Origin of the sequence: Paraburkholderia gardini, assembly GCF_907164575.1 — a bacterium.
Taxonomy (GTDB): Bacteria; Pseudomonadota; Gammaproteobacteria; order Burkholderiales; family Burkholderiaceae; genus Paraburkholderia; species Paraburkholderia gardini.
Map to the genome: position 1 here is coordinate 160,647 of NZ_CAJQYY010000001.1, position 18,580 is coordinate 179,226.

Below are 18,580 nucleotides of genomic sequence, written 5' to 3' on the forward strand. Positions count from 1 at the left end.
AATCCGCTGTCCGGGAGGTGCAGGGCGGATGTTTCCAGCACGTGGCGCAAGAATGCAGTTTCTCGAGGCACGTGTCCAATATATTATTCAGGCTTGATCAGGTCGGAAAAAGTATTAATCGATGCAAGCCGTCACCCCGGATCTGCGCCAGTTGCGCTACTTTATCGCCGTCGCCGAAGAGAAGCACTTTGGGCGCGCGGCCGCGCGCCTGTCGATGACGCAGCCGCCGCTCTCGCAGGCCATCCGCGCGCTGGAAGACACGCTCGGCGTCGACCTGTTCGCGCGCACCAAACGGTCCGTCGAGCTCACGCAGGTGGGCGCCGATCTGCTGCCGGAGGTGCGCCGCCTGCTGGCGAGCGCCGAGGGGCTGCGCCCGCTCGCGCAGGGTCTCGCGCGCGGCGAGGCGGGCGTGCTGTCGCTCGCGTTCGTGTCCACGGCGGATTACGGCCTGCTGCCGATGCTGCTGCGCGATTTCGGCGCACGCCACCCGCGCGTGCGTCTGCAACTCGCCGAAGCGACGAGCGACGTGCAGATCGACGAGCTCGTCGCGGGCCGGATCGACGCGGGGCTCGTGATCGCGCCCCTGCCGCCGCGCCACCTCGCGCAGCTGTCGTGGCTGCCGATCGCGCGTGAGTCGCTGGTGATCGCGATGTCGTCGGAGGTCGCGGCGCGCGTCGACCGACATCCCGCCGAAGACTGGCGCGACGCGCCTGTCAGCCTGCGCGACGTCGCCGATGTGCCGCTCGTGATTTTCCCAAGGCGTCTGGCGCCAGGCTTTTATGACATCATTATGGATTGCTACGGCGTCGCGGGCCTCACGCCGCGCATTGGGCAGGAAGCCATCCAGATGCAGACGATCGTGAGCCTCGTGTCGGCCGGCATGGGCGTCGCACTGGTGCCGCAATCGCTGCGTAACCTGCGGCGCACCGGCGTCGTCTACCGTCCGCTGCGCGAATCGGTGCCCGCCATCGAGACCGGCCTCGTCTGGCGCACGGGCGAGGTGAGCCCGGTGCTCGCGGGCTTTATCGACATCGTGCGCGCGTATGTGGCGAACCTTGTCGCGTCCGCGGCGTCAGAGCGGACGAAGCCGAAATCGAAGTCGCCAGCACAGTCGCAAGCGAAGCCTGCGTCCGCGTCACCGGCGAACCCGGTGTCAACCCGTGCGCGCAGGCGCTGATACAGAACCCGCAGTTGAACCACCCATAAAAACACATGCTCATTCACCCCAATATCGATCCCGTTGCCATTCATCTGGGACCGCTCGCGGTGCGCTGGTACGGCCTGATGTACCTCGTGGCGTTCGTTGCGGCCATCGTCGTCGGCCGCCTGCGGCTGCGTCTGCCGCACGTCGCGGCGCAGGGCTGGACCGCGAAGGACATCGACGACATGCTGTTCTACGGCGTGCTCGGTACGATTCTTGGCGGCCGGATCGGCTATGTTCTGTTCTACAAGGCAAGCTGGTATTTCGCGCATCCGCTCGACATCTTCAAGGTCTGGGAAGGCGGTATGTCGTTTCACGGCGGTTTTCTCGGCGTGACGCTCGCGATGGTGCTCTTCGCGTGGCAGCGCAACCGGACGTGGCTGCAGGTGACCGACTTCGTCGCACCGATGGTGCCGACGGGTCTCGCGGCCGGACGTCTTGGCAACTTCATCAACGGCGAACTCTGGGGGCGCGTGACGGACCCGACGTCGCCGTGGGCGATGTTGTTCCCGAGCGCGGCCAACGAAGATGCGGGCTGGATGGCGGCGCATCCGGACCTCACTTCGCGCTGGCACCTCGCCGATGTGTTCGCGCAATATCACATGCTGCCGCGTCACCCGTCGCAGCTGTACGAGATCGCGCTGGAAGGCGTCGTGCTGTTCTTCGTGCTGTGGTTCTTCACGCGCAAGCCGCGGCCGGTGGGTGCGGCGTCCGCGGTGTTTCTGATCGGATATGGCCTCGCGCGCTTCACCGTCGAGTTCGCTCGCGAGCCGGACGATTTCCTCGGATTGCTGGCGCTGGGGCTTTCGATGGGGCAGTGGCTGTCGCTGCCGATGGTGATCGCGGGCGTGCTCATGCTGCTGTGGGCATACCGTCGCGGCCGCCGCCAGCCGGCAGTGGGCACGAACTGACCGGCACGGCTGTATCGCTGGCGCTGCCTGCCTGACCTTTCTGAAACTGAAACACCCCGGCATGCCGGGGTGTTTCACATGGCGGACGGGCGGGCCGCGTTACTTCATCTGCACGGAGCCCGACACATTGACCGTCACCGTCGACGTACCGCCTTCGAGCGGCATCGGCGCGGCGGCCTTCGCATCGGCGCGGGCGCTCATCATCATCATCGGACGCGGCATCACGCCGTTGTGCCCGACGTTGACTTCGCGAATCGTGTAGCCGCTGTAGCCGAACGCTTCAGCCGCCGATGTCGCCTGCTGCCGGAACGACGCGATCGCCTCACCGGTCAGCTTCTTTTCCGCGGCGCGCTGCGCTTCCGGCGACAGCGAAAACGACACGTTGCCGACCTGCATCACCGAAGACAACTGCCCCGCGAGCTTCGACGCAGCGGCGAAATCGTGCGATTCGAGCTGTACCTCCGTGCGGCCGCGCCACGCGGAAATGCGTCCGTCGCGATCGGTTGAAGGGTAGATCGAGAACGAACCGGTGCGCGCCGTTACGCCCGCGACACCTTTAGCTTTTTGCAGCGCCGAATCGGCGCGCTGGTTCAGCGTGCTGGTGAGCGAGCCGGGATCGCCCGCTTCCTGCTCGTAGAAGAGCGTGATGTTGACGACATCCTGCGGCACATCGGTGCTTGCCTGCGCGGACAGCGACAGCACGCCCGACGGCGGATTCTGCACGGCGGTCTGGGCAAAGGCAGTGGTGGGCGCGAGCGAGAGTGCGAGCGGCGTGACGGACGCCAGTGCGAAGGCGAAAGCGAGTGCGTTTTTTCGGGTCATTTGATGAATTCCTTCTTGAGCCGGTTGCACGCGAAGGGTCTGGCGCCGGTGCGCCATCCAGTGCCTTCACGGCCGCGTCATGCCACGAACGGGCACGACGCTTGCGGAACTGTTAGGCGTCTGTCAGGCGATACGGTTCCCGCAGGCAAGATCCGATTACACAAATCGCGCCAGCACACACTCACACCAGATGCTTCGTGATGAACTGCCATTCGGCTTCGGTGACGGGCGTAATCGACAGCCGGTTGCCTTTTGCCAGCACGCGCATGCCTGCGAGCTCGGGATGCTCGCGCAGCGTCGCGAGCGGGATCAGCGCGATCTTCTTCTTGAAGACGACGTCGACGAGCGCCCATCGCGGCGTTTCATGATCCGATTTCGGATCGTAGTACGGGCTCTTTTTGTCGAACTGCGTGGGATCGGGGTAGGGCGTCGACGCGACCGCCGCGATGCCCGCGATGCCGGGCTCAGGGCAACTCGAATGGTAGAACAGCACACCGTCGCCGACCTGCATCGTGTCGCGCATGAAATTGCGTGCCTGATAGTTGCGCACGCCTGTCCACGGTAACGTGTGATGCGGCGCCTCCGCGAGGTGATCGATGCTTGCTTCGTCCGGTTCGGACTTCATTAGCCAGTAGCGCATGAGTCGATATGAACGTTGAAGTGGAGAGAGGAAAAAGAGGAAAGCAGGGGTGCAAATGAAAACGGCACCGGACGAGTGTCCGATGCCGTCGAATAGATCCCCGCCATAGCCGCTAGGCCGGCATCCTGAACCGGGGGTTCAGAATTGGTCGCAGTTAGCCGCACTTCGGGTACATCAGACAGAGTGACGCGCACGCCCGTGCTGCAAATTTCCACAACCGTGCACATGGCATTGGTTCAAGGAATATATGACCTTGGCAAACCAGGCAGGGAAGGTAAAACGAGGTGAATCCAGACGCGCCACAACCTCATGAAGTACATCGCGCCGAACTCGAAGAGCGGTCACATGACCGGACTTTAAAAACATTGACTGCAAAACCTGTACTGCTCCGGCACTGCAATTTTACTGCACGCCGTACTGCTGGATGACTGCGCCCAGCTGTTCGTTCATTGAGTGCATTGTACGCCGGATTTCCTCAGCGGGAAAAGATTCTCCGTGCCGCACGCTGGCTTGCAGCTTAAGCAGTTCCGATGCCAGCGACAGCGCAGCCATCACCGCGATACGGTCCTGCCCACGCACGTTGCTGCCCGAACGGATCTTCGACATTTCGGCATCGACGCGTGCCACGGCTTCGAGCAGCGCGGCTTCGGTTTCCGGCGAACAGGCGAGACGATACGGCTGGCCGAGAATCGAGACTTCGATCTGCTTCGTGGTCATGCGTTTTCTCCGTGGCGGGTGACTTCGCGGCCGGCTTCCACGTCATGATCCTCATGTTCGTGCGGCGGGGTTGCGAGCAGGTCGAGCTGGTTGTCCGGCTCGGCATGCGATCGCGCGCGCGGGAGTTTTTCGAGGATGGCGTTCAGGCGGACCTGTGCGTCGTCGATCTTCGACGAGAGCGTGTCGCGCTCCGCCTGCAGCGCGTTGCGCTCTTCGCGGGTCTGCTCGAGTTCAACGCGTGTGGCCTCGCATTCCGCGCGTGCCTGGGCGAGCTGATCTTCGAGCGCGCGGCGCGCCTCGTGATGACGCTGGCTGATTTCGATCAGCCGGCCAATGTTCTGTGAGAGTGTTTCGAGTTCGTTGAGCATGTGCTGCGTCCTCTAAAGACACGGCATTCTAGCGCGGAATGTCGCAGGTTCCGACAATTGTCTCGTTTCGAGACGTAACAACCTCGCTTTATGCGAGTTTTATGCCTGCAAAACACGATAATCGAATAAATCGGCGCGCACGCGAATTGCGGTGAGTGCCGCTTTCTTGACGCTAAAGCAGGCCGCTCCTACACTTGCGGCACTTTGGTGCCCGCGCGCATTTTCATGTCGCGCAGTTAAACGGGAAACAGGGTGCGCGGCATTGCGATCGCGTCAACCTGTGCTGCCCCCGCAACGGTAAGCGACCGCGTTATTTCCCGCAAGTCGATCCGATACGCGCCGTCAAAAAGCGCGCAGCGCCACTGCGCATTCATGCGTGGGAAGGCGGATCGACGCGTCGCCAGCCCGGATACCGGCCAGAGGGAAGGGCGTCGTTCGCGCGCGGCAAGCTGCCTGTCTCGCGACGAACAGTCGTCCTGTCGCGCAATGGTCTGCGGGGAAGCGGGCCGCGCACCTCAGCTACAGGAATTCACCGGATGTACACGCCCATCGCCCGCGCGGCGCTGCTCGCCCTGACCGGCTTGCCGCTCGTCGCACTGGCCCAGTCCGCGCAGACGGACAACACACCTTCCTCCGCGCGCACGGTCGCGCAGTCCCCCGCACAGGACGCGACGGCTTCCACACCCGCACCCGCATCCGGGGCCGCCCCGGCGAAGGCGACGCTCGCGCCCATCGTGGTCACCGCCGCGCGCGGACCGCAGTCGCTCGCGGATGCCATTCCCCAGACCACGCACTTCGACCAGCAGGACATCGCCGATACGACCGCCCGCGATCTGCCAGGCCTGCTGCAACTCGCGCCGGGCGCGCAGATCGTGCGCAACGGCGGCCCGGGTTCGTCGGCGAGCCTCTTTTTGCGGGGCGCATCGGCGCAGCAGTCGCTCGTGTTGATCGACGGCGTGCGCGTCGATTCCGTGAGTCTTGGCAACGCGCAGATCGAGCAGCTTCCGCTCGACCAGATCGATCACGTCGAAGTAGTCAACGGTAACGTGTCGGCGCTGTACGGATCGGGCGCGGTCGGCGGCGTCGTGCAGGTGTTCACGAAGCCTGGCGGCAACCATCCGCCGCGCTTCAATTTTTCCGTCGAATACGGCAGCTATCACACGCAACGGCAGCAGGCGGGCGTCGATGGTGCGCTCGACAGCGACGGCAAGACGACCTTCAGCGTTTCGATTGCACGCGCGAAGGACGACGGCTTTTCATCGATCAACCCCGCGCTCGCGCCGGTCAATCCGAACGCGAACGGCTATCTGAACGAGAGCGTCTCGGCGTCCCTGCGTCACCGCTTCAACGACAGGTGGGACGTGGGCGTGCGTTATCTCCAGTCGAACGGCAACGACAGCTTCGACAATCCGTACGGCGTGCCGACCGATCTCAACAATCTGTACAGCAAGGTCCAGCTCGCTTCGGCGTTCGCGAACGGACGCGTGACCGACTGGTGGACGACGCACGTGATCGTCGCTGCCGGCAACGACCGCAGCAATACCGCGCTGAACGGCGTCTATACGGATCACTTCGATACCGACAACCGTCAGTACACGTGGCAGAACGATTTCACGTTCGCGCCGCAGCAAAAGCTCCAGACAGGCTACGAGCATCTCGACCAGAGCCTCGATTCGAACGATTACGGCGCGCCCGACCGCCACGTGAACTCGGCCTTTGCGGGTTACACGGGACGCTTTGGCAACAGCCAGTTCCAGGCGAACGTGCGGCGCGACCAGTACTCCGATTTCGGCGGCGCGAACAGTTACTATCTCGGCTACGGATACGATGTCACGGAACACTGGAAGGTGACCGCAAGCTGGTCGGACGCGTTTCGCGCGCCGACCTTCAACGACCTGTACTACCCGTATAGCGGCAATCCGTCGATCCAGCCGGAGCGCAGTCACTCGGTCGAGGCGGCGTTGCAGTATGCGTCGGACGCGCTGGGCGTGATGAAGCTCACGGCGTTCGAGACGCGCTACACGAACCTGATCGAATATCAGCAGATGAGTCCGGGCGAGTTCGTCGCGCAGAACGTGGGGCGCGCGAAAGTGCAGGGCGTCGAGGGATCATGGAGCGGCCATGTCGGCAGAACGGACGTGCGCGCGGCGCTCACGTTCCAGAATCCCGTCGACGAAGACACGAATACCGATCTGAACCGGCGCGCGCGTCACTTCGCTTCGTTTTCAGCGAATCGCAGTATCGGCGGCTGGCGCGTGGGCGGCGAGTGGCTCGTGAGCGGCGAGCGCAACGACAGCGGCACGACGCTCGCCGGCTATGGCGTCGTGAATCTCTCGGCGCGTTATGCGATCACGAAGTCGTGGTATGTGGCCGCGCAGATCCAGAATCTCTTCGACAAGGACTATGAACTGGCCTACACGTACAACACGCCGCGACGCGGTGCGTATCTCACGCTCGGCTGGCAGCAGCAGTGAGATGCGCTGCGTTGCCGGTTCGCGGGGTAAGCAGGCATGTCGTCTGAGCGCGCCGCGATGAACCGCATCTCGATGCGCCCGCCGGCCGGCATGAGCGCGCGGCGCGCCCTCGCGATCTGGTGCGGGCTGGCCGTGCTCGCGTTGCTCGTGTTCGTGGCGTCGCTGGCGCTTGGCAGCGTCGCGCTCGGGCCCTTGCGTGTCGTTGGCGCATTGGTGCCGTGGCATCCGGGCGTAACCGCCTCGCTGGGTTCGTCATCGCCGGATCTGGCTATCGAGATCGTGCGCACGCTGCGTCTGCCGCGTGCGCTGGCCGGCTTCGCGTGCGGCGCGTTGCTCGCGATGGCGGGCGCGCTGCTCCAGGTGTTGCTGCGCAATCCGCTCGCCGAGCCGTATGTGCTTGGCGTATCGGGCGGCGCCGCGAGTTTCGCGCTCGTCGCGATGATCGCCGGATGCGCGTGGTGGATCGTCGACGCCAGCGCGTTTGCCGGCGCGTTCGCGTCGATCCTGCTGGTGCTCGGTCTCGCGCGACGTGAGTTGTGGCGTGGCGAGCCGCAGGACTCGTCGCCGCGTCTTCTGCTGACGGGCGCGGTGATCGCGGCGGGTTGGGGCGCGGTCATCACGTTGCTGCTGAGCGTGGCGCCCGAGAGTCGATTGCGCGGCATGCTGTTCTGGCTGACCGGCGACCTGAACGGTGGCGGCATGCCGTGGGTCGCGCTCGCAGCGCTCGTCGTCGCCCTGGTGGCGATCGTGCCGGCCGCGGCGCAGCTGAACGTGCTGCTGCGCGGCGATGCGGCCGCCCAGGCGCTCGGCGTGCCGGTCACGCGCCTGCGGCTGCGCGTGTATCTCGTCGCCTCGCTCGCGGCGGCGGCCGCGGTGACGACGGGCGGCACGATCGGCTTTGTCGGCCTCGTCGTGCCGCATATGCTGCGGCTCGCGTTCGGCAACGACCAGCGCATGCTGTTGCCGGCCGCCGCGCTTGCAGGCGGTCTCGCCGTGATGGCCGCCGATCTCGTCGCACGCACGGTCATCGCGCCCGCGCAGTTGCCGGTCGGCGTGATCACCGCGCTCGCGGGCGTGCCGGTGTTCCTCTGGATGCTGTTGCGCAGGCGGCGATGATGAATGCACACGCATCTGCCGCTTCGACACTGTCCGCGCAGCGCGTCACGCTGCGTGCCGGCGCACGCACGTTACTCGACGATTTCACGCACACGTTTCATCCGGGCGAGGTGTGGTGCATCGCGGGTCCGAACGGCGCTGGAAAGACCACGCTGATTTCCGCGCTGGCCGGTTTGCTCGAACCCGCGAGTGGTCACGTCGAACTCGATGGCGTGCGCGTCGCTACATGGTCGCCCGCGAAGCTCGCGCAACGCCGTGCGCTGATGCCGCAAGGCGAGCGCGATGCGTTCAGCGCGAGCGTCTTCGAGATCGTGATGCTCAACCGTTTTCCGCATCTCGATGGCTGGGGCTGGGAGCGTGCCGAAGATCGCGCGGCGGCGCATGCCGCACTCGACACGCTTGGCCTCGCGCTGCTCAAGGCGCGCGACGTGCTGTCGCTTTCAGGCGGCGAGCGCCAGCGTGTGGCGCTGGCGGCGGTGCTGTGTCAGGACGCGCCGCTGCTGCTGCTCGACGAACCGCTTTCGCATCTCGACCTGCATCATCAGATCGACTGCCTCGAAGCGCTGACGACGTGGGCACAGCCATCGAAGCATTCGCCGCGCAGCGTGATTTTCTCGTGTCACGATCTCAACCTCGCGCGCCGCTTTGCCACGCATGCGCTGCTGCTCGACGGAAACGGCACGGCCCACGCGGGCCCGGTCCGCGACGTGCTCACGCCGGCGCTCGCGAGCCGTGCGTTCGGCTATCCGCTTGTCCTGATCCGTGACGGCGAACACGAAGCATTGATCCCGTCGACCCAACGCGATATCTCTCATTTTTCAAACAGACAACCATGACTTCATCCACGCCCGCGCTCCCCGTTGTCGAACCGCTCGAACAGACGTTGCGCGCCGAACTGCAGCGCATCATCGATACGAAGACGAAGCCGCCCGGCAGCCTCGGCCGCCTCGAAGGCCTCGCGCGTCAGATGGGCATGATCCAGCGTACGACGCGCCCTTCAATCGAACGTCCGGCGATGATCGTCTTCGCGGGCGATCACGGTATCGCGCACGAAGGCGTAAGCCCGTATCCGCAGGCGGTGACGGCGCAAATGGTGGCGAATTTCCTCGCGGGTGGCGCGGCGATCAATGCGTTGAGCCGCGTCGCGGGTCTCACGCTCGAGATCGTCAACGCGGGTGTGGCGACGCCGTTGCCGCCGTCCGGCCTGCTCATCGACATTCCGGTTGCACGCGGTACGCGCAACTTCGCACATGAACCCGCGATGACCCATGACGAAGCGTTCGCCGCGCTGCACGCGGGCGCCGGACGCGTGCGCGCGCATGCGGCGCTCGGCACCAACGTGATCGGCTTCGGCGAGATGGGGATCGCGAATACGTCTGCCGCGGCGTGCATCATGAGCCGCCTGAGCGGTGTGCCGGTCGCGGATTGCGTCGGGCGCGGCACGGGGCTCGACGACGCCGGCCTCGCGAAAAAGCGCCACATCCTCGCGGCCGCGCTCGCGGCGCATCCGGAGACCGAAACCGCGATCGATGTGCTGGCAACCTTCGGCGGTTTCGAAATCGCGATGATGGCCGGTGCGTTCATGGCGGCGGCGCAGGCACGCATGACGATCCTCGTCGACGGTTTCATCGCGACGTCGGCGCTGCTGGTGGCGCGGGCGCTGGCGCCGGCTGTCGTCGATTACTGCGTGTTCGCGCATGCGTCGAACGAAGCCGGCCATCGGCGCATGCTCGACCAGTTCGATGCGCAGCCGCTACTCGCGCTCGATCTGCGACTCGGCGAAGGCACGGGTGCCGCACTTGCGTTGCCGCTGTTGCGTGCCGCGGTGGCGTTCGTCAACGAGATGGCGAGTTTCGAATCGGCAGGCGTCGCGAACCGCGACGCCTGAACCCGACGCACTGAGCCACGCCAACATGAATCCGCTTGCTGAACTGCGTTACTTTTTCACCGCGCTCGGCTATTTCACGCGCGTGCCGGTGCCGCGCTGGGTCGGCTACGAACCGCACTATCTGAACGCGGCGGCCCGCTATTTTCCGCTGGTGGGTGCGCTGGTCGGCGCGCTCGGCGCGGTGGTGTATCTGGCGGCGCTGCGTGTGTTTCCGGTGAGCGTGGCCGTGCTGCTTTCGATGGCAGCGACGCTCTTCGTCACCGGCGCGTTCCATGAAGACGGGCTGGCGGATTGCGTTGATGCGTTCGGCGGCGGCTATACGCGCGACGACGTGCTTCGCATCATGCACGACTCGCGCATCGGCGCGTTCGGCGCGATTGCGCTGGTAGTCGCGCTCGCGCTCAAATGGCAGACGCTCGCCGCGTTGCCGCCGCTTCGCGCTGCGTGGCTGATGATCGCGGCGCACGCGGCAAGCCGCACGTGCGCGATCAGCTATCTCGCGACGCTCGACTACGTGCGCGCCGAAGGCAAGGCGAAGCCGGTCGCGCAGCGCATGAGCGCGTTCGCGCTGATGCTGGCGAGCATATTTGGCGTGCCGTGGCTCTTCTGGCCGGACTGGCGCGCCGGATGTGCCGCGGCGGTCGTGCTGCTCGTGCTGCGCTTCGCGCTCGGCCGTTACTTCGTGCGACGCATCGGTGGATACACCGGCGATTGCCTCGGGTTCGCGCAGCAGATCTTCGAAATCGCGATCTATCTGACGGGGCTTGCATGGATCTCATTCTGATCCGTCACCCGGCGGTCGCGATCGATGCGGGCGTCTGTTATGGGCGCAGCGATGTGGCGCTCGCCGACGCGCCCCCTGCGAGCGTGGCCGCGCTTGAAGCGAGGCGGCTCGAACTGCCCGCGCCGGATAGCGTGTGGTCGAGCCCGCTGACGCGATGTCACTCGATCGCTGCGCCGTGGGCCGCGCGATGGGCCCGTGAAGTTTCCGTCGATCCCCGCTTGCAGGAGATGGACTTCGGCACGTGGGAGCAGCGGCGTTGGGACGACATCGATCGGGCGTTGCTCGACGACTGGGCCGCCGATCTGCATCACGCGCGCGCGCACGGCGGCGAGAGTGTCGCGCAGTTCAGCGCACGTGTGGAGACATGGTTCGATGAGCGGCAAACCGAAGCTGGCGATGCATGCGTGCACGTCGTTACCCATGCGGGCGTGATACGTGTGCTGACATCGCTCGCGCTTCGCGTATCGCTTGAACAGACGCTTTCGTGGTCGATCGATTTTGCCGGCGTGGTGTGGCTGCGGCGACGCGAACCGGGCGCCGCGTGGACGCTCGTGCGCTGGAACGTCTGAGCGCATCCACGCCGCTGGCAAAAGGCGCGCGCTAGCGCTGCGGTTTGCCCGTTCGATGCGAGCGCGCCGTCTCCAGATCCTGGCAGAGTAGCGCCGCGCCTTGCGCGATGCGCGGCGCGGGACGGTTGATCAGATCGCCGTCGATGGCAAAGAGGTTGTCGTGCGCGACGGCATCGAGCGCCGGCCACGCGCGCCATGTGTCGAGTTGCGGCAACGGCCGGTCGGGTGTCGTCGCGCCGGGCGATGCGGTCACGATCGCTTCCGGATTGGCGGCGAGCACGGCTTCGGTCGAAACGGTCGGCACAAGCGGTTCGAGTTTCGCGAACACATTGCGCCCGCCGCACAGCGCAATCATTTCACTGATCAGATGCGTGCCGTTGAGTGTCATCAACGGCTGATCCCAGACCTGATAGAACACGCTCACAGTGGGCCTCGACGCGTAACGCGCGCGCAGTTGCGCGATGCTGTTGCGATACGCGCTCGCGGCGGCGTCCGCGACCGGCGATGTACCGAGCAGCGCGCCGAGCTTCGTTAACGTGACGGCGATGTCGTCGAGATGATGCGGTTCGCTGAAATAGAGCGGAATGTGCAGGTCGCGCAGACGGTCGAGCTGACGCTGCGCATTGCCATGACGCCACACGACGATCAGATCCGGCTTCAGCGCGACGATACGTTCGAGATCGAGCGCCTTGTTGTCGCCGACGCGTGGCAACTGTTTCGCTGCGGGCGGATAGTCGCTGTACGTCACCGCGCCGACGATTTTCGCACCGCCGCCCGCCGCATACAGCAACTCGGTGACATGAGGCGCAAGGCTGATCACGCGTTGCGCGGGGGCGGCGAGGGTAACGGCGGCACCGGAATCGTCGGTGACGGTGGTCGCGAACGCGCTTGCTGAAAACGCGCAGGCAGCGAGAGCGGAAAGGACAACAGAAGCGAGGCGTTGCGTCATCGATCGTCGAAGGAGGAGAGGGGCGCGGTCCCGATCGCGTGCATGCTGTCCTTCAAGCCCTGTTCGAGACGCGACCATTGCGCGTCCGTTGCGGGCAGACCGAAGCGCACGCTCGCCGGTGCCGGAAAAAAGCGCGTCCAGATTCCGCGTTGCGCGAGCGCGTGGTGCAGCGCGGCGGCACGCGTGTCCGGTGTCCACGCGAAGAGCGGCGTGCGACTGAGCGGCAGCCGGTGCGCGTCGAGGAGCGCGGCGAGACGCGCGCTGTCGTCATCGAGTTGCGCGCGCATCGTGCGTTGCCATCCGGCATCGTTGAACGCTGCCGTGACGGCGTGGCGCGCGGGGCCGCTCACGGTCCACGCGCCAAGCGTTTCGCGCAACGACGCGAGCAGCGCGGGCACGCCCAGCACGAAGCCCGCGCGCACGCCGGCAAGTCCGAAGAATTTGCCTGGCGAGCGGAACACGACCAGTCCCGCACGATTCGTCGACCCCGCAAGCGAGCCGGACGGCATCGTGTCGGCAAACGCCTCGTCGACGATCAATGTGCCGCCGCGCGCCGACAACTGCGCATGCCATCGATGCAGCGTCGCGGCGCTCACGTGTTGCGCAGTCGGATTGTTCGGATTGACGACTACGGCATGTGTCATCGCATCGGGCAGTGTTGCGCCGGTCACGTCGAGCGGCATCACGCGATGACCGGCGCGTTCGAACGCCGGCGCGTATTCGCCATACGTCAGCGGCGCGATGCCGACTGTGCCTTGGGGCAACAGCGCGGGCAGCGCGCGGATCGCGGCCTGGCTGCCCGCGACCGGCAGCACGTGCGCGGCATCCGGCGCGCCGTAGTAGCGCGCGGCGCACGCGGCGTAGCCGTCGCCTTCGTCGGGCAGACGCCGCCATGCATCGGCGGGCACCGGTGGCACCGGATAACCGTGCGGATTGATGCCGGTCGACAGATCGAGCCAGTCTTCGTACGGGATGCCATGGCGGCGCGCCGCTTCGTGCAGGTTGCCGCCGTGAACGATGGCGTCAGACATTGAATGGCACGCTTAGGAGCGCCAGTACGATCAGTACGGCGAGCCACAGGAACACGCTGCGCTCGACGAGCGTCAGCGCCGCCATCACATGCTGCGCGGTCGCGGTGCGGCCCATGCCGAGCATCGGACGTTGCTCGATCGCGCCGTGATACACCGCCGGTCCGCCGAGTTGCACGTTCAGGCTGCCGGCCCCCGATGCCATGACTGGCCCGGCGTTCGGACTGTCCCAGCGCGGCGCCTGTTCGCGCCAGCAGCGCAGTGCGTTGCGCGTATCGCCGAGCAGCGCGTAACTCGCGGCGGTGAGACGCGCGGGAATCCAGTTGAGCACATCGTCGAAGCGCGCGGCGGCCCAGCCGAAACGCAGATAACGCGGCGTGCGGTAACCCCACATCGCGTCGAGCGTGTTGGCGAGACGAAACGCCAGCGCGCCCGGTCCGCCGAGCAGCGCGAACCAGAAGAGCGCGCCGAAGATCGCGTCGTTGCCGTTCTCGAGCGCTGATTCGACGGCGGCCCGGGAAAGCGCGGCTTCATCGGCGTGGGCCGTCTCGCGCGACACGATGCGCGAGGTCAGCATGCGCGCCTGTGCCAGATCGCGCCTGACGAGCGCGCGCGCGATCGGTGCGATGTGATCGTGCAGGCTGCGCGCGCCGAGCGCGAACCACAACAGCGCGACGTGCAGCGCGCACGCATACAGGAACGGCAGCACGGCGACGAGCCACGCGGCAATCGCAACCGGCGGCGCGACCGCGAGGAGCCACGCGACGATGCCCATCAGCCGCGCGCGCACGCCCGTGTTCAGGCGCGTCTCGATCGCGGCGGCGAGCTTGCCGAACGCGACGAGCGGATGCGCGGTACGCGGCTCGCCAGTCCAGCGGTCGACGATCACCGAGGCCGTCGCGAGCGTGGCGATGAGCGGCATCGTGAGGATCATGCGGCGGCCGGTGTCTTGAGCGCGAGCGGCAGGCCCGCGACCATCATCGTGACCTGCGTGCTCAACGCGGCGATGCGCTGGTTCAGGCGGCCGAGTTCGTCGACGTAAAGACGCGTCGCCGCGCCCAGCGGCACGACGCCCAGCCCGATTTCATTGCTGACGACGATGATCTTGCCGCGCGCCGAAACCAGCGCCGCTTCGAACGCGGACAGCAGCGTTTGAGGTTCACCGGCCGGCGGCGCGTCGCCGGGCGGGCAGAGGAGATTGGCGAGCCACAGCGTCAGGCAGTCGATCAGGATGCAATGGCCGGGCGCGTCGATTGCGGCGACCGCACCCGCGAGATCGAGCGGCGCCTCGTGCAACTTCCAGTGCGACGGACGCCGTTCGCGATGATGCGCGACACGTTCGGCGAATTCGTCGTCCGCGACGCGCGCGGTGGCGATATAGGTGACCGGCAAGCCGCTTTCGCTGGCGAGCCGTTCGGCATGCAGGCTCTTGCCCGAGCGGGCGCCGCCGAGAACGAAGGTGAGGTCGCGGGGAATCATCGCGTGATTGTACCGGCTACCGGCGTGTTCCCTCGCGGGCGATAATGCGGGCTCCTCTTGCCGCCGCCCTGCGATTCTTTCGTGACGACCTCTTCATTACCCGAGCTTTCTTCGACCCCTTCGGCCGCTTCGCCCGATCAGCACGCGCATGAAAACGTCCACGTGCCGCGTGGCACGCTGATGATCCAGGGTACGACATCCGATGCGGGCAAAAGCACGCTCGTCGCGGGGTTGTGCCGGCTTGCGCGTCGCGCGGGCGTGCGGGTCGCGCCGTTCAAGCCGCAGAACATGGCGCTCAACAGCGCCGTGACGGTCGATGGCGGCGAGATCGGGCGCGCGCAGGCGTTGCAGGCGCTCGCCGCCGGCATCGATGCGCACACCGACCTGAACCCCGTGCTCCTCAAGCCGACGAGCGACCGCGGCGCGCAGGTGATCATCCACGGCAAGGCGCGCATGAATCTCGACGCGCGGGCGTATCACGACTACAAGCCGGTCGCGTTCGAAGCCGTGCTGGAATCGTATGCGCGCCTGCAGGCGGCGTACGACACGATCTTCGTCGAAGGCGCGGGCAGCCCGGCGGAAGTGAACCTGCGCGATCGCGACATCGCGAACATGGGTTTCGCCGAGGCGGTGGACTGTCCGGTCGTGCTGGTCGCGGATATCGATCGCGGCGGCGTGTTCGCGCATCTGACGGGCACGCTCGCATGCCTCTCGCCGGGCGAGCAGGCAAGGGTGCGCGGTTTCATCATCAACCGGTTTCGCGGCGACATCGGACTGCTGAAGCCCGGGCTCGACTGGCTCGAAGCGAAGACCGGCAAACCGGTGCTCGGCGTCGTGCCGTATCTGCACGGCCTTACGCTCGATGCCGAGGATATGCTGCCGCGCGATCCGCACACCGCCCATGCGGCCGATGGCGCGCCGGTATTGCGCGTCGTCGTGCCGGCGTTGCCGCATATCAGCAACCACACCGATTTCGACGCGCTGCGCGTCCATCCGCAAGTGGCATTCAGCTACGTACGGACCGGCACGGCGCCGCCGCCGGCGGACCTCGTGATCCTGCCCGGCTCGAAGAACGTGCAGGCCGATCTCGCGTGGCTGCGCGGCCAGGGCTGGGAAGAGACGTTGCGTCGCCATCTGCGTTACGGGGGGCGTGTGATCGGCATCTGCGGCGGCATGCAGATGCTGGGGCGCGAAGTGGCGGACCCGCATGGCGTCGAAGGCGCGCCGGGGAGCGTCGCCGGGTTCGGCTGGCTTGACTATTCGACGACGCTCACCCAGGCGAAGACGCTGAAGAACGCGACGGGCCGCCTCGCGCTGGGCGATCCGGCCACGGTGAAGGGCTACGAAATCCACATGGGCGAGACGGAAGGGCCGGCGCTCGCGCGGCCCGCGCTGCTTCTGGCTGGGGATGAACCGGCGGCGACGCGCCCCGACGGCGCGATTTCCAGCGATGGACAGATTTTCGCCACCTACCTGCACGGGCTCTTCGATACGCCGCAGGCGTGCCACGCGATGCTCGCGTGGGCCGGCCTCGCCGACGCGCGGCATCTGGACTATCCGGCGCTACGCGAGGCGTCGCTCGATCGCCTCGCCGACACCCTGGCGGCACACCTCGATCTGCCGAAGCTGTTCGGCGCGCTCAGCTGGCACAGTGGATTAGCGAATTAACCGATTAACACCTGAAAGGAAATAATCTAAGCCTTTCTGGCAGTTTTTCATCCTCACGGGTTCGAATACAGTCTGCTCCATCGATGGCGCGCCTCGCGCTGTCAGTTCAACCCTTTGAGGAGCCGGACATGAATTCGACCCGTAACGCCGATGCAGCCGCCACGATCCTGCGGCTGACCCTGGGCGTGCTGTATCTCGCCCACAGCCTGCAGAAAATTCTCGTCTTCACGCTGCCTGGCGCCGCCGCGTTTTTTGTGTCCGTCGGGCTGCCGGGATGGCTCGCGTATGTGACGGCGTTCGTCGAACTCGCTGGCGGTATCGCGCTGCTGCTGGGCTTCCAGGTGCGCTGGGTCGCGCTTGTACTGCTGCCGTTCATGCTGGGCGCGATGTCGGTTCATCTGCACAACGGATGGAGCTTCACGTCGCCGAGCGGCGGCTGGGAATACCCGGCGTTCTGGGCGATCGCGCTGGTCGTGCAGGGGTTGCTGGGCGGCGGGCTCTACGCTGTTGGCGCGGCGCGGGCATCGCGGCAGACTGTTGGCGTTTGATGCTTCTGGCCGTGATGTCCGGTGCGACAGGTTGCTGCCCCTGGCGCGCTGGATGATCGGCCCTATCGTGCCGCCCCGTCTCGCGGGGCGGCACAGGTCGCATGTGCGGTTGTTTCAGGGGTGACGAGCGGCTGAACGTGATGTTCAACCCTTGCCGTTGGTCCATTCGATGATGGGTTGCCACTGTTCGAGGTCTTTCTCGACGCGGCTTTTGGCGACATCCCACAGCGTCAACCCGTGCGCGGCCAGCTGGACGTAGTTCTGCGTATCGCGCAGATAGCCCAGCACCGGCAGCTTCAGGCCTTCGACGAAACGATGCAGCTGGTCGGCCGAGCGCGTGCGCGCGTCGACCCGCATGCCGACGACGCCGACTTCGATGTTGCCTTTGCGGATGGCCTTCTCTTTCGCGAGCCGCTCCAGGAATTCCTGTGTCGCGAGAATATCGAAAATGGATGGCTGGAGCGGCACGATGATCTTGTCCGCCAGTTCCAGCGCGGCGTTCATGCGATTGCCGTGCAGGCCGGCCGGGGTATCGATGATCGCGTGTTCAAGACCTTTGGGCGGTTTCACCGGGGTGTCGTGATCGATTTCCCACCGTTCGATGGCGGGCAGCGTGCCGGGCCGCAAGTCGAGCCAGGCGTGCGAGGAATGCTGTTTGTCCAGGTCCGCGAGCGCGACCCACTCGCCGGATGCCGCAAAAAAACCTGCCAGATTGGTAGAGAGCGTGCTTTTGCCGACGCCGCCCTTCGGATTCGCCACTACGATGACCGTCATGAATTCTCCCGGGAAGAAGGCCGGCCGCGCCAGCCGGTTTACCGTGCCTGTCTTTCGCTTTGCAGTCGATTGCGTTCAGGCGTTGATAATATCGGCAAATCCGGTCGCTTCGAAGTCTTTGTCCAGGCCGTTCCGTCTTTTTACCTTTTCAGTTGAGGTTCGAACCTTATGAGCACGCTTCGCCCGGAATATACGATTGAACGCCTGCGTGAACGGCAAAAAGGGACGTTGCCCGATCTGCTCGGGTTTCGCGTCGTCTCGCTCGAACAGGGGGCGCTCGTCGGCGAACTCACGGTGCGCGGCGATCTGCTCGCGCCGAACGGCTTCCTGCACGCGGCCTCGGTGATCGCGCTGGCCGATACGGCCTGCGGTTATGCGTGTCTCGCCCATCTGCCCGACAAGGCGGTGAATTTCACGACGATCGAACTGAAGAGCAATTTTCTGGGCACGGCGATCGAAGGGGTTGTCAGAGCCGAGGCGACCGGCGTGCATCTGGGCCGCAGCACGCAGATCTGGGACGCGAAGGTTTTTGCGCCCAATGGCAAGGTGATGGCCCTGTTCCGCTGTACGCAGATGGTGTTGTACTGACGCGGCCTTGAGCCAGTTTTCTCCGGCCAGAAACAGGAAAGCGCAACGTGTTCACG

Annotated in this window: 20 protein-coding genes, 1 other RNA gene and 1 riboswitch; of the genes, 11 read left to right on the plus strand and 10 right to left on the minus strand. The window is 65.7% G+C overall.

Annotated features, from left to right (window positions below):
* Positions 1–121 precede the first annotated feature (121 nt).
* Both LPA34_RS00730 and lgt read left to right on the plus strand, forming a co-directional pair.
* On the plus strand, positions 122–1,177 hold the full coding sequence (locus LPA34_RS00730; protein ID WP_228973868.1) for a LysR family transcriptional regulator: 1,056 nt from the start codon (positions 122–124) through the stop codon (positions 1,175–1,177).
* 35 nt (positions 1,178–1,212) lie between these two features.
* On the plus strand, positions 1,213–2,112 hold the full coding sequence (lgt, locus tag LPA34_RS00735) for a prolipoprotein diacylglyceryl transferase (protein WP_228973870.1): 900 nt from the start codon (positions 1,213–1,215) through the stop codon (positions 2,110–2,112).
* A gap of 99 nt (positions 2,113–2,211) precedes the next feature.
* On the opposite strand, the gene LPA34_RS00740 is transcribed toward lgt, so the two are convergent.
* The 5 genes from LPA34_RS00740 to LPA34_RS00755 form a co-directional block, all read right to left on the minus strand.
* Positions 2,212–2,934: an SIMPL domain-containing protein gene (locus LPA34_RS00740; protein WP_228973872.1), complete on the minus strand. Its 723-nt coding sequence runs from the start codon at positions 2,932–2,934 to the stop codon at positions 2,212–2,214.
* A 181-nt stretch (positions 2,935–3,115) separates the two neighbouring features.
* Positions 3,116–3,574, minus strand: a complete 459-nt coding sequence (locus LPA34_RS00745; protein ID WP_228973874.1) for an EVE domain-containing protein — start codon at positions 3,572–3,574, stop codon at positions 3,116–3,118.
* A 93-nt stretch (positions 3,575–3,667) separates the two neighbouring features.
* Positions 3,668–3,849: non-coding RNA, 6S RNA (ssrS, locus tag LPA34_RS27130), on the minus strand.
* A gap of 127 nt (positions 3,850–3,976) precedes the next feature.
* The gene (locus LPA34_RS00750; protein ID WP_228874672.1) at positions 3,977–4,291 is read right to left on the minus strand and encodes a cell division protein ZapA; all 315 of its coding nucleotides are present in this window, start codon (positions 4,289–4,291) and stop codon (positions 3,977–3,979) included.
* The gene (locus tag LPA34_RS00755; RefSeq protein ID WP_228973877.1) at positions 4,288–4,659 is read right to left on the minus strand and encodes a coiled-coil domain-containing protein; all 372 of its coding nucleotides are present in this window, start codon (positions 4,657–4,659) and stop codon (positions 4,288–4,290) included. The genes LPA34_RS00750 and LPA34_RS00755 overlap by 4 nt, the downstream gene beginning before the upstream one ends.
* Before the next feature lie 188 nt (positions 4,660–4,847).
* A riboswitch (cobalamin riboswitch) is annotated at positions 4,848–5,094 on the plus strand.
* Between the two features lie 101 nt (positions 5,095–5,195).
* Here LPA34_RS00755 and LPA34_RS00760 point away from each other — a divergent pair.
* The 6 genes from LPA34_RS00760 to cobC are packed head-to-tail and all read left to right on the plus strand — an operon-like array spanning position 5,196 to position 11,490.
* Positions 5,196–7,133 carry a TonB-dependent receptor domain-containing protein gene (locus LPA34_RS00760; RefSeq protein ID WP_228973879.1) on the plus strand — a complete coding sequence of 646 codons (1,938 nt, stop codon included), beginning with the start codon at positions 5,196–5,198 and terminating at the stop codon, positions 7,131–7,133.
* Between the two features lie 36 nt (positions 7,134–7,169).
* The gene (locus LPA34_RS00765; RefSeq protein WP_228973880.1) at positions 7,170–8,249 is read left to right on the plus strand and encodes a FecCD family ABC transporter permease; all 1,080 of its coding nucleotides are present in this window, start codon (positions 7,170–7,172) and stop codon (positions 8,247–8,249) included.
* Complete coding sequence (locus LPA34_RS00770; protein WP_228973882.1) at positions 8,246–9,085, plus strand: ABC transporter ATP-binding protein; 840 nt, start codon at positions 8,246–8,248, stop codon at positions 9,083–9,085. Before LPA34_RS00765 ends, LPA34_RS00770 begins: the two co-directional genes overlap by 4 nt.
* Entirely contained in the window at positions 9,082–10,137 is a 1,056-nt protein-coding gene (cobT, locus tag LPA34_RS00775) for a nicotinate-nucleotide--dimethylbenzimidazole phosphoribosyltransferase (RefSeq protein ID WP_228973884.1), read from the plus strand. Before LPA34_RS00770 ends, cobT begins: the two co-directional genes overlap by 4 nt.
* 25 nt (positions 10,138–10,162) lie before the next feature.
* Positions 10,163–10,921, plus strand: a complete 759-nt coding sequence (locus tag LPA34_RS00780; RefSeq protein WP_228973886.1) for an adenosylcobinamide-GDP ribazoletransferase — start codon at positions 10,163–10,165, stop codon at positions 10,919–10,921.
* Entirely contained in the window at positions 10,906–11,490 is a 585-nt protein-coding gene (gene cobC, locus LPA34_RS00785; RefSeq protein WP_228973887.1) for an alpha-ribazole phosphatase, read from the plus strand. The genes LPA34_RS00780 and cobC overlap by 16 nt, the downstream gene beginning before the upstream one ends.
* 31 nt (positions 11,491–11,521) lie before the next feature.
* On the opposite strand, the gene LPA34_RS00790 is transcribed toward cobC, so the two are convergent.
* From LPA34_RS00790 to cobU, 4 genes are read right to left on the minus strand one after another with little or no spacing between them, the layout of a single operon-like run.
* Positions 11,522–12,439 carry a cobalamin-binding protein gene (locus tag LPA34_RS00790; protein WP_228973889.1) on the minus strand — a complete coding sequence of 306 codons (918 nt, stop codon included), beginning with the start codon at positions 12,437–12,439 and terminating at the stop codon, positions 11,522–11,524.
* Complete coding sequence (cobD, locus tag LPA34_RS00795) at positions 12,436–13,470, minus strand: threonine-phosphate decarboxylase CobD (RefSeq protein WP_228973891.1); 1,035 nt, start codon at positions 13,468–13,470, stop codon at positions 12,436–12,438. Before cobD ends, LPA34_RS00790 begins: the two co-directional genes overlap by 4 nt.
* The gene (cbiB, locus tag LPA34_RS00800) at positions 13,463–14,401 is read right to left on the minus strand and encodes an adenosylcobinamide-phosphate synthase CbiB (RefSeq protein WP_228973892.1); all 939 of its coding nucleotides are present in this window, start codon (positions 14,399–14,401) and stop codon (positions 13,463–13,465) included. Before cbiB ends, cobD begins: the two co-directional genes overlap by 8 nt.
* Positions 14,398–14,946: a bifunctional adenosylcobinamide kinase/adenosylcobinamide-phosphate guanylyltransferase gene (cobU, locus tag LPA34_RS00805; RefSeq protein ID WP_228973894.1), complete on the minus strand. Its 549-nt coding sequence runs from the start codon at positions 14,944–14,946 to the stop codon at positions 14,398–14,400. The genes cbiB and cobU overlap by 4 nt, the downstream gene beginning before the upstream one ends.
* Before the next feature lie 180 nt (positions 14,947–15,126).
* On the opposite strand from cobU, the gene LPA34_RS00810 reads away from it, so the two are divergent.
* Together LPA34_RS00810 and LPA34_RS00815 are read left to right on the plus strand one after the other, a co-directional pair.
* Positions 15,127–16,614, plus strand: a complete 1,488-nt coding sequence (locus LPA34_RS00810; RefSeq protein WP_228974173.1) for a cobyric acid synthase — start codon at positions 15,127–15,129, stop codon at positions 16,612–16,614.
* Positions 16,615–16,742: 128 nt separating this feature from the next.
* Positions 16,743–17,162: a DoxX family protein gene (locus tag LPA34_RS00815; RefSeq protein WP_228973896.1), complete on the plus strand. Its 420-nt coding sequence runs from the start codon at positions 16,743–16,745 to the stop codon at positions 17,160–17,162.
* 144 nt (positions 17,163–17,306) lie between these two features.
* Here LPA34_RS00815 and LPA34_RS00820 read toward each other — a convergent pair whose 3' ends face one another.
* The gene (locus LPA34_RS00820; protein ID WP_228973898.1) at positions 17,307–17,936 is read right to left on the minus strand and encodes a ParA family protein; all 630 of its coding nucleotides are present in this window, start codon (positions 17,934–17,936) and stop codon (positions 17,307–17,309) included.
* Positions 17,937–18,104: 168 nt separating this feature from the next.
* Between LPA34_RS00820 and LPA34_RS00825 the strand changes: the two genes are divergently transcribed.
* Positions 18,105–18,524, plus strand: a complete 420-nt coding sequence (locus LPA34_RS00825; protein ID WP_228973899.1) for a PaaI family thioesterase — start codon at positions 18,105–18,107, stop codon at positions 18,522–18,524.
* Positions 18,525–18,580 lie beyond the last annotated feature (56 nt).

Bases quoted from the DNA above. Each gene is read 5' to 3' on its own strand.
- LPA34_RS00730 (WP_228973868.1), top strand. From the start codon at position 122: ATGCAAGCCGTCACCCCGGATCTGCGCCAGTTGCGCTACTTTATCGCC.
- lgt (WP_228973870.1), top strand. From the start codon at position 1,213: ATGCTCATTCACCCCAATATCGATCCCGTTGCCATTCATCTGGGACCG.
- LPA34_RS00740 (WP_228973872.1), bottom strand. From the start codon at position 2,934: ATGACCCGAAAAAACGCACTCGCTTTCGCCTTCGCACTGGCGTCCGTC.
- LPA34_RS00745 (WP_228973874.1), bottom strand. From the start codon at position 3,574: ATGCGCTACTGGCTAATGAAGTCCGAACCGGACGAAGCAAGCATCGAT.
- LPA34_RS00750 (WP_228874672.1), bottom strand. From the start codon at position 4,291: ATGACCACGAAGCAGATCGAAGTCTCGATTCTCGGCCAGCCGTATCGT.
- LPA34_RS00755 (WP_228973877.1), bottom strand. From the start codon at position 4,659: ATGCTCAACGAACTCGAAACACTCTCACAGAACATTGGCCGGCTGATC.
- LPA34_RS00760 (WP_228973879.1), top strand. From the start codon at position 5,196: ATGTACACGCCCATCGCCCGCGCGGCGCTGCTCGCCCTGACCGGCTTG.
- LPA34_RS00765 (WP_228973880.1), top strand. From the start codon at position 7,170: ATGTCGTCTGAGCGCGCCGCGATGAACCGCATCTCGATGCGCCCGCCG.
- LPA34_RS00770 (WP_228973882.1), top strand. From the start codon at position 8,246: ATGATGAATGCACACGCATCTGCCGCTTCGACACTGTCCGCGCAGCGC.
- cobT (WP_228973884.1), top strand. From the start codon at position 9,082: ATGACTTCATCCACGCCCGCGCTCCCCGTTGTCGAACCGCTCGAACAG.
- LPA34_RS00780 (WP_228973886.1), top strand. From the start codon at position 10,163: ATGAATCCGCTTGCTGAACTGCGTTACTTTTTCACCGCGCTCGGCTAT.
- cobC (WP_228973887.1), top strand. From the start codon at position 10,906: ATGGATCTCATTCTGATCCGTCACCCGGCGGTCGCGATCGATGCGGGC.
- LPA34_RS00790 (WP_228973889.1), bottom strand. From the start codon at position 12,439: ATGACGCAACGCCTCGCTTCTGTTGTCCTTTCCGCTCTCGCTGCCTGC.
- cobD (WP_228973891.1), bottom strand. From the start codon at position 13,470: ATGTCTGACGCCATCGTTCACGGCGGCAACCTGCACGAAGCGGCGCGC.
- cbiB (WP_228973892.1), bottom strand. From the start codon at position 14,401: ATGATCCTCACGATGCCGCTCATCGCCACGCTCGCGACGGCCTCGGTG.
- cobU (WP_228973894.1), bottom strand. From the start codon at position 14,946: ATGATTCCCCGCGACCTCACCTTCGTTCTCGGCGGCGCCCGCTCGGGC.
- LPA34_RS00810 (WP_228974173.1), top strand. From the start codon at position 15,127: ATGATCCAGGGTACGACATCCGATGCGGGCAAAAGCACGCTCGTCGCG.
- LPA34_RS00815 (WP_228973896.1), top strand. From the start codon at position 16,743: ATGAATTCGACCCGTAACGCCGATGCAGCCGCCACGATCCTGCGGCTG.
- LPA34_RS00820 (WP_228973898.1), bottom strand. From the start codon at position 17,936: ATGACGGTCATCGTAGTGGCGAATCCGAAGGGCGGCGTCGGCAAAAGC.
- LPA34_RS00825 (WP_228973899.1), top strand. From the start codon at position 18,105: ATGAGCACGCTTCGCCCGGAATATACGATTGAACGCCTGCGTGAACGG.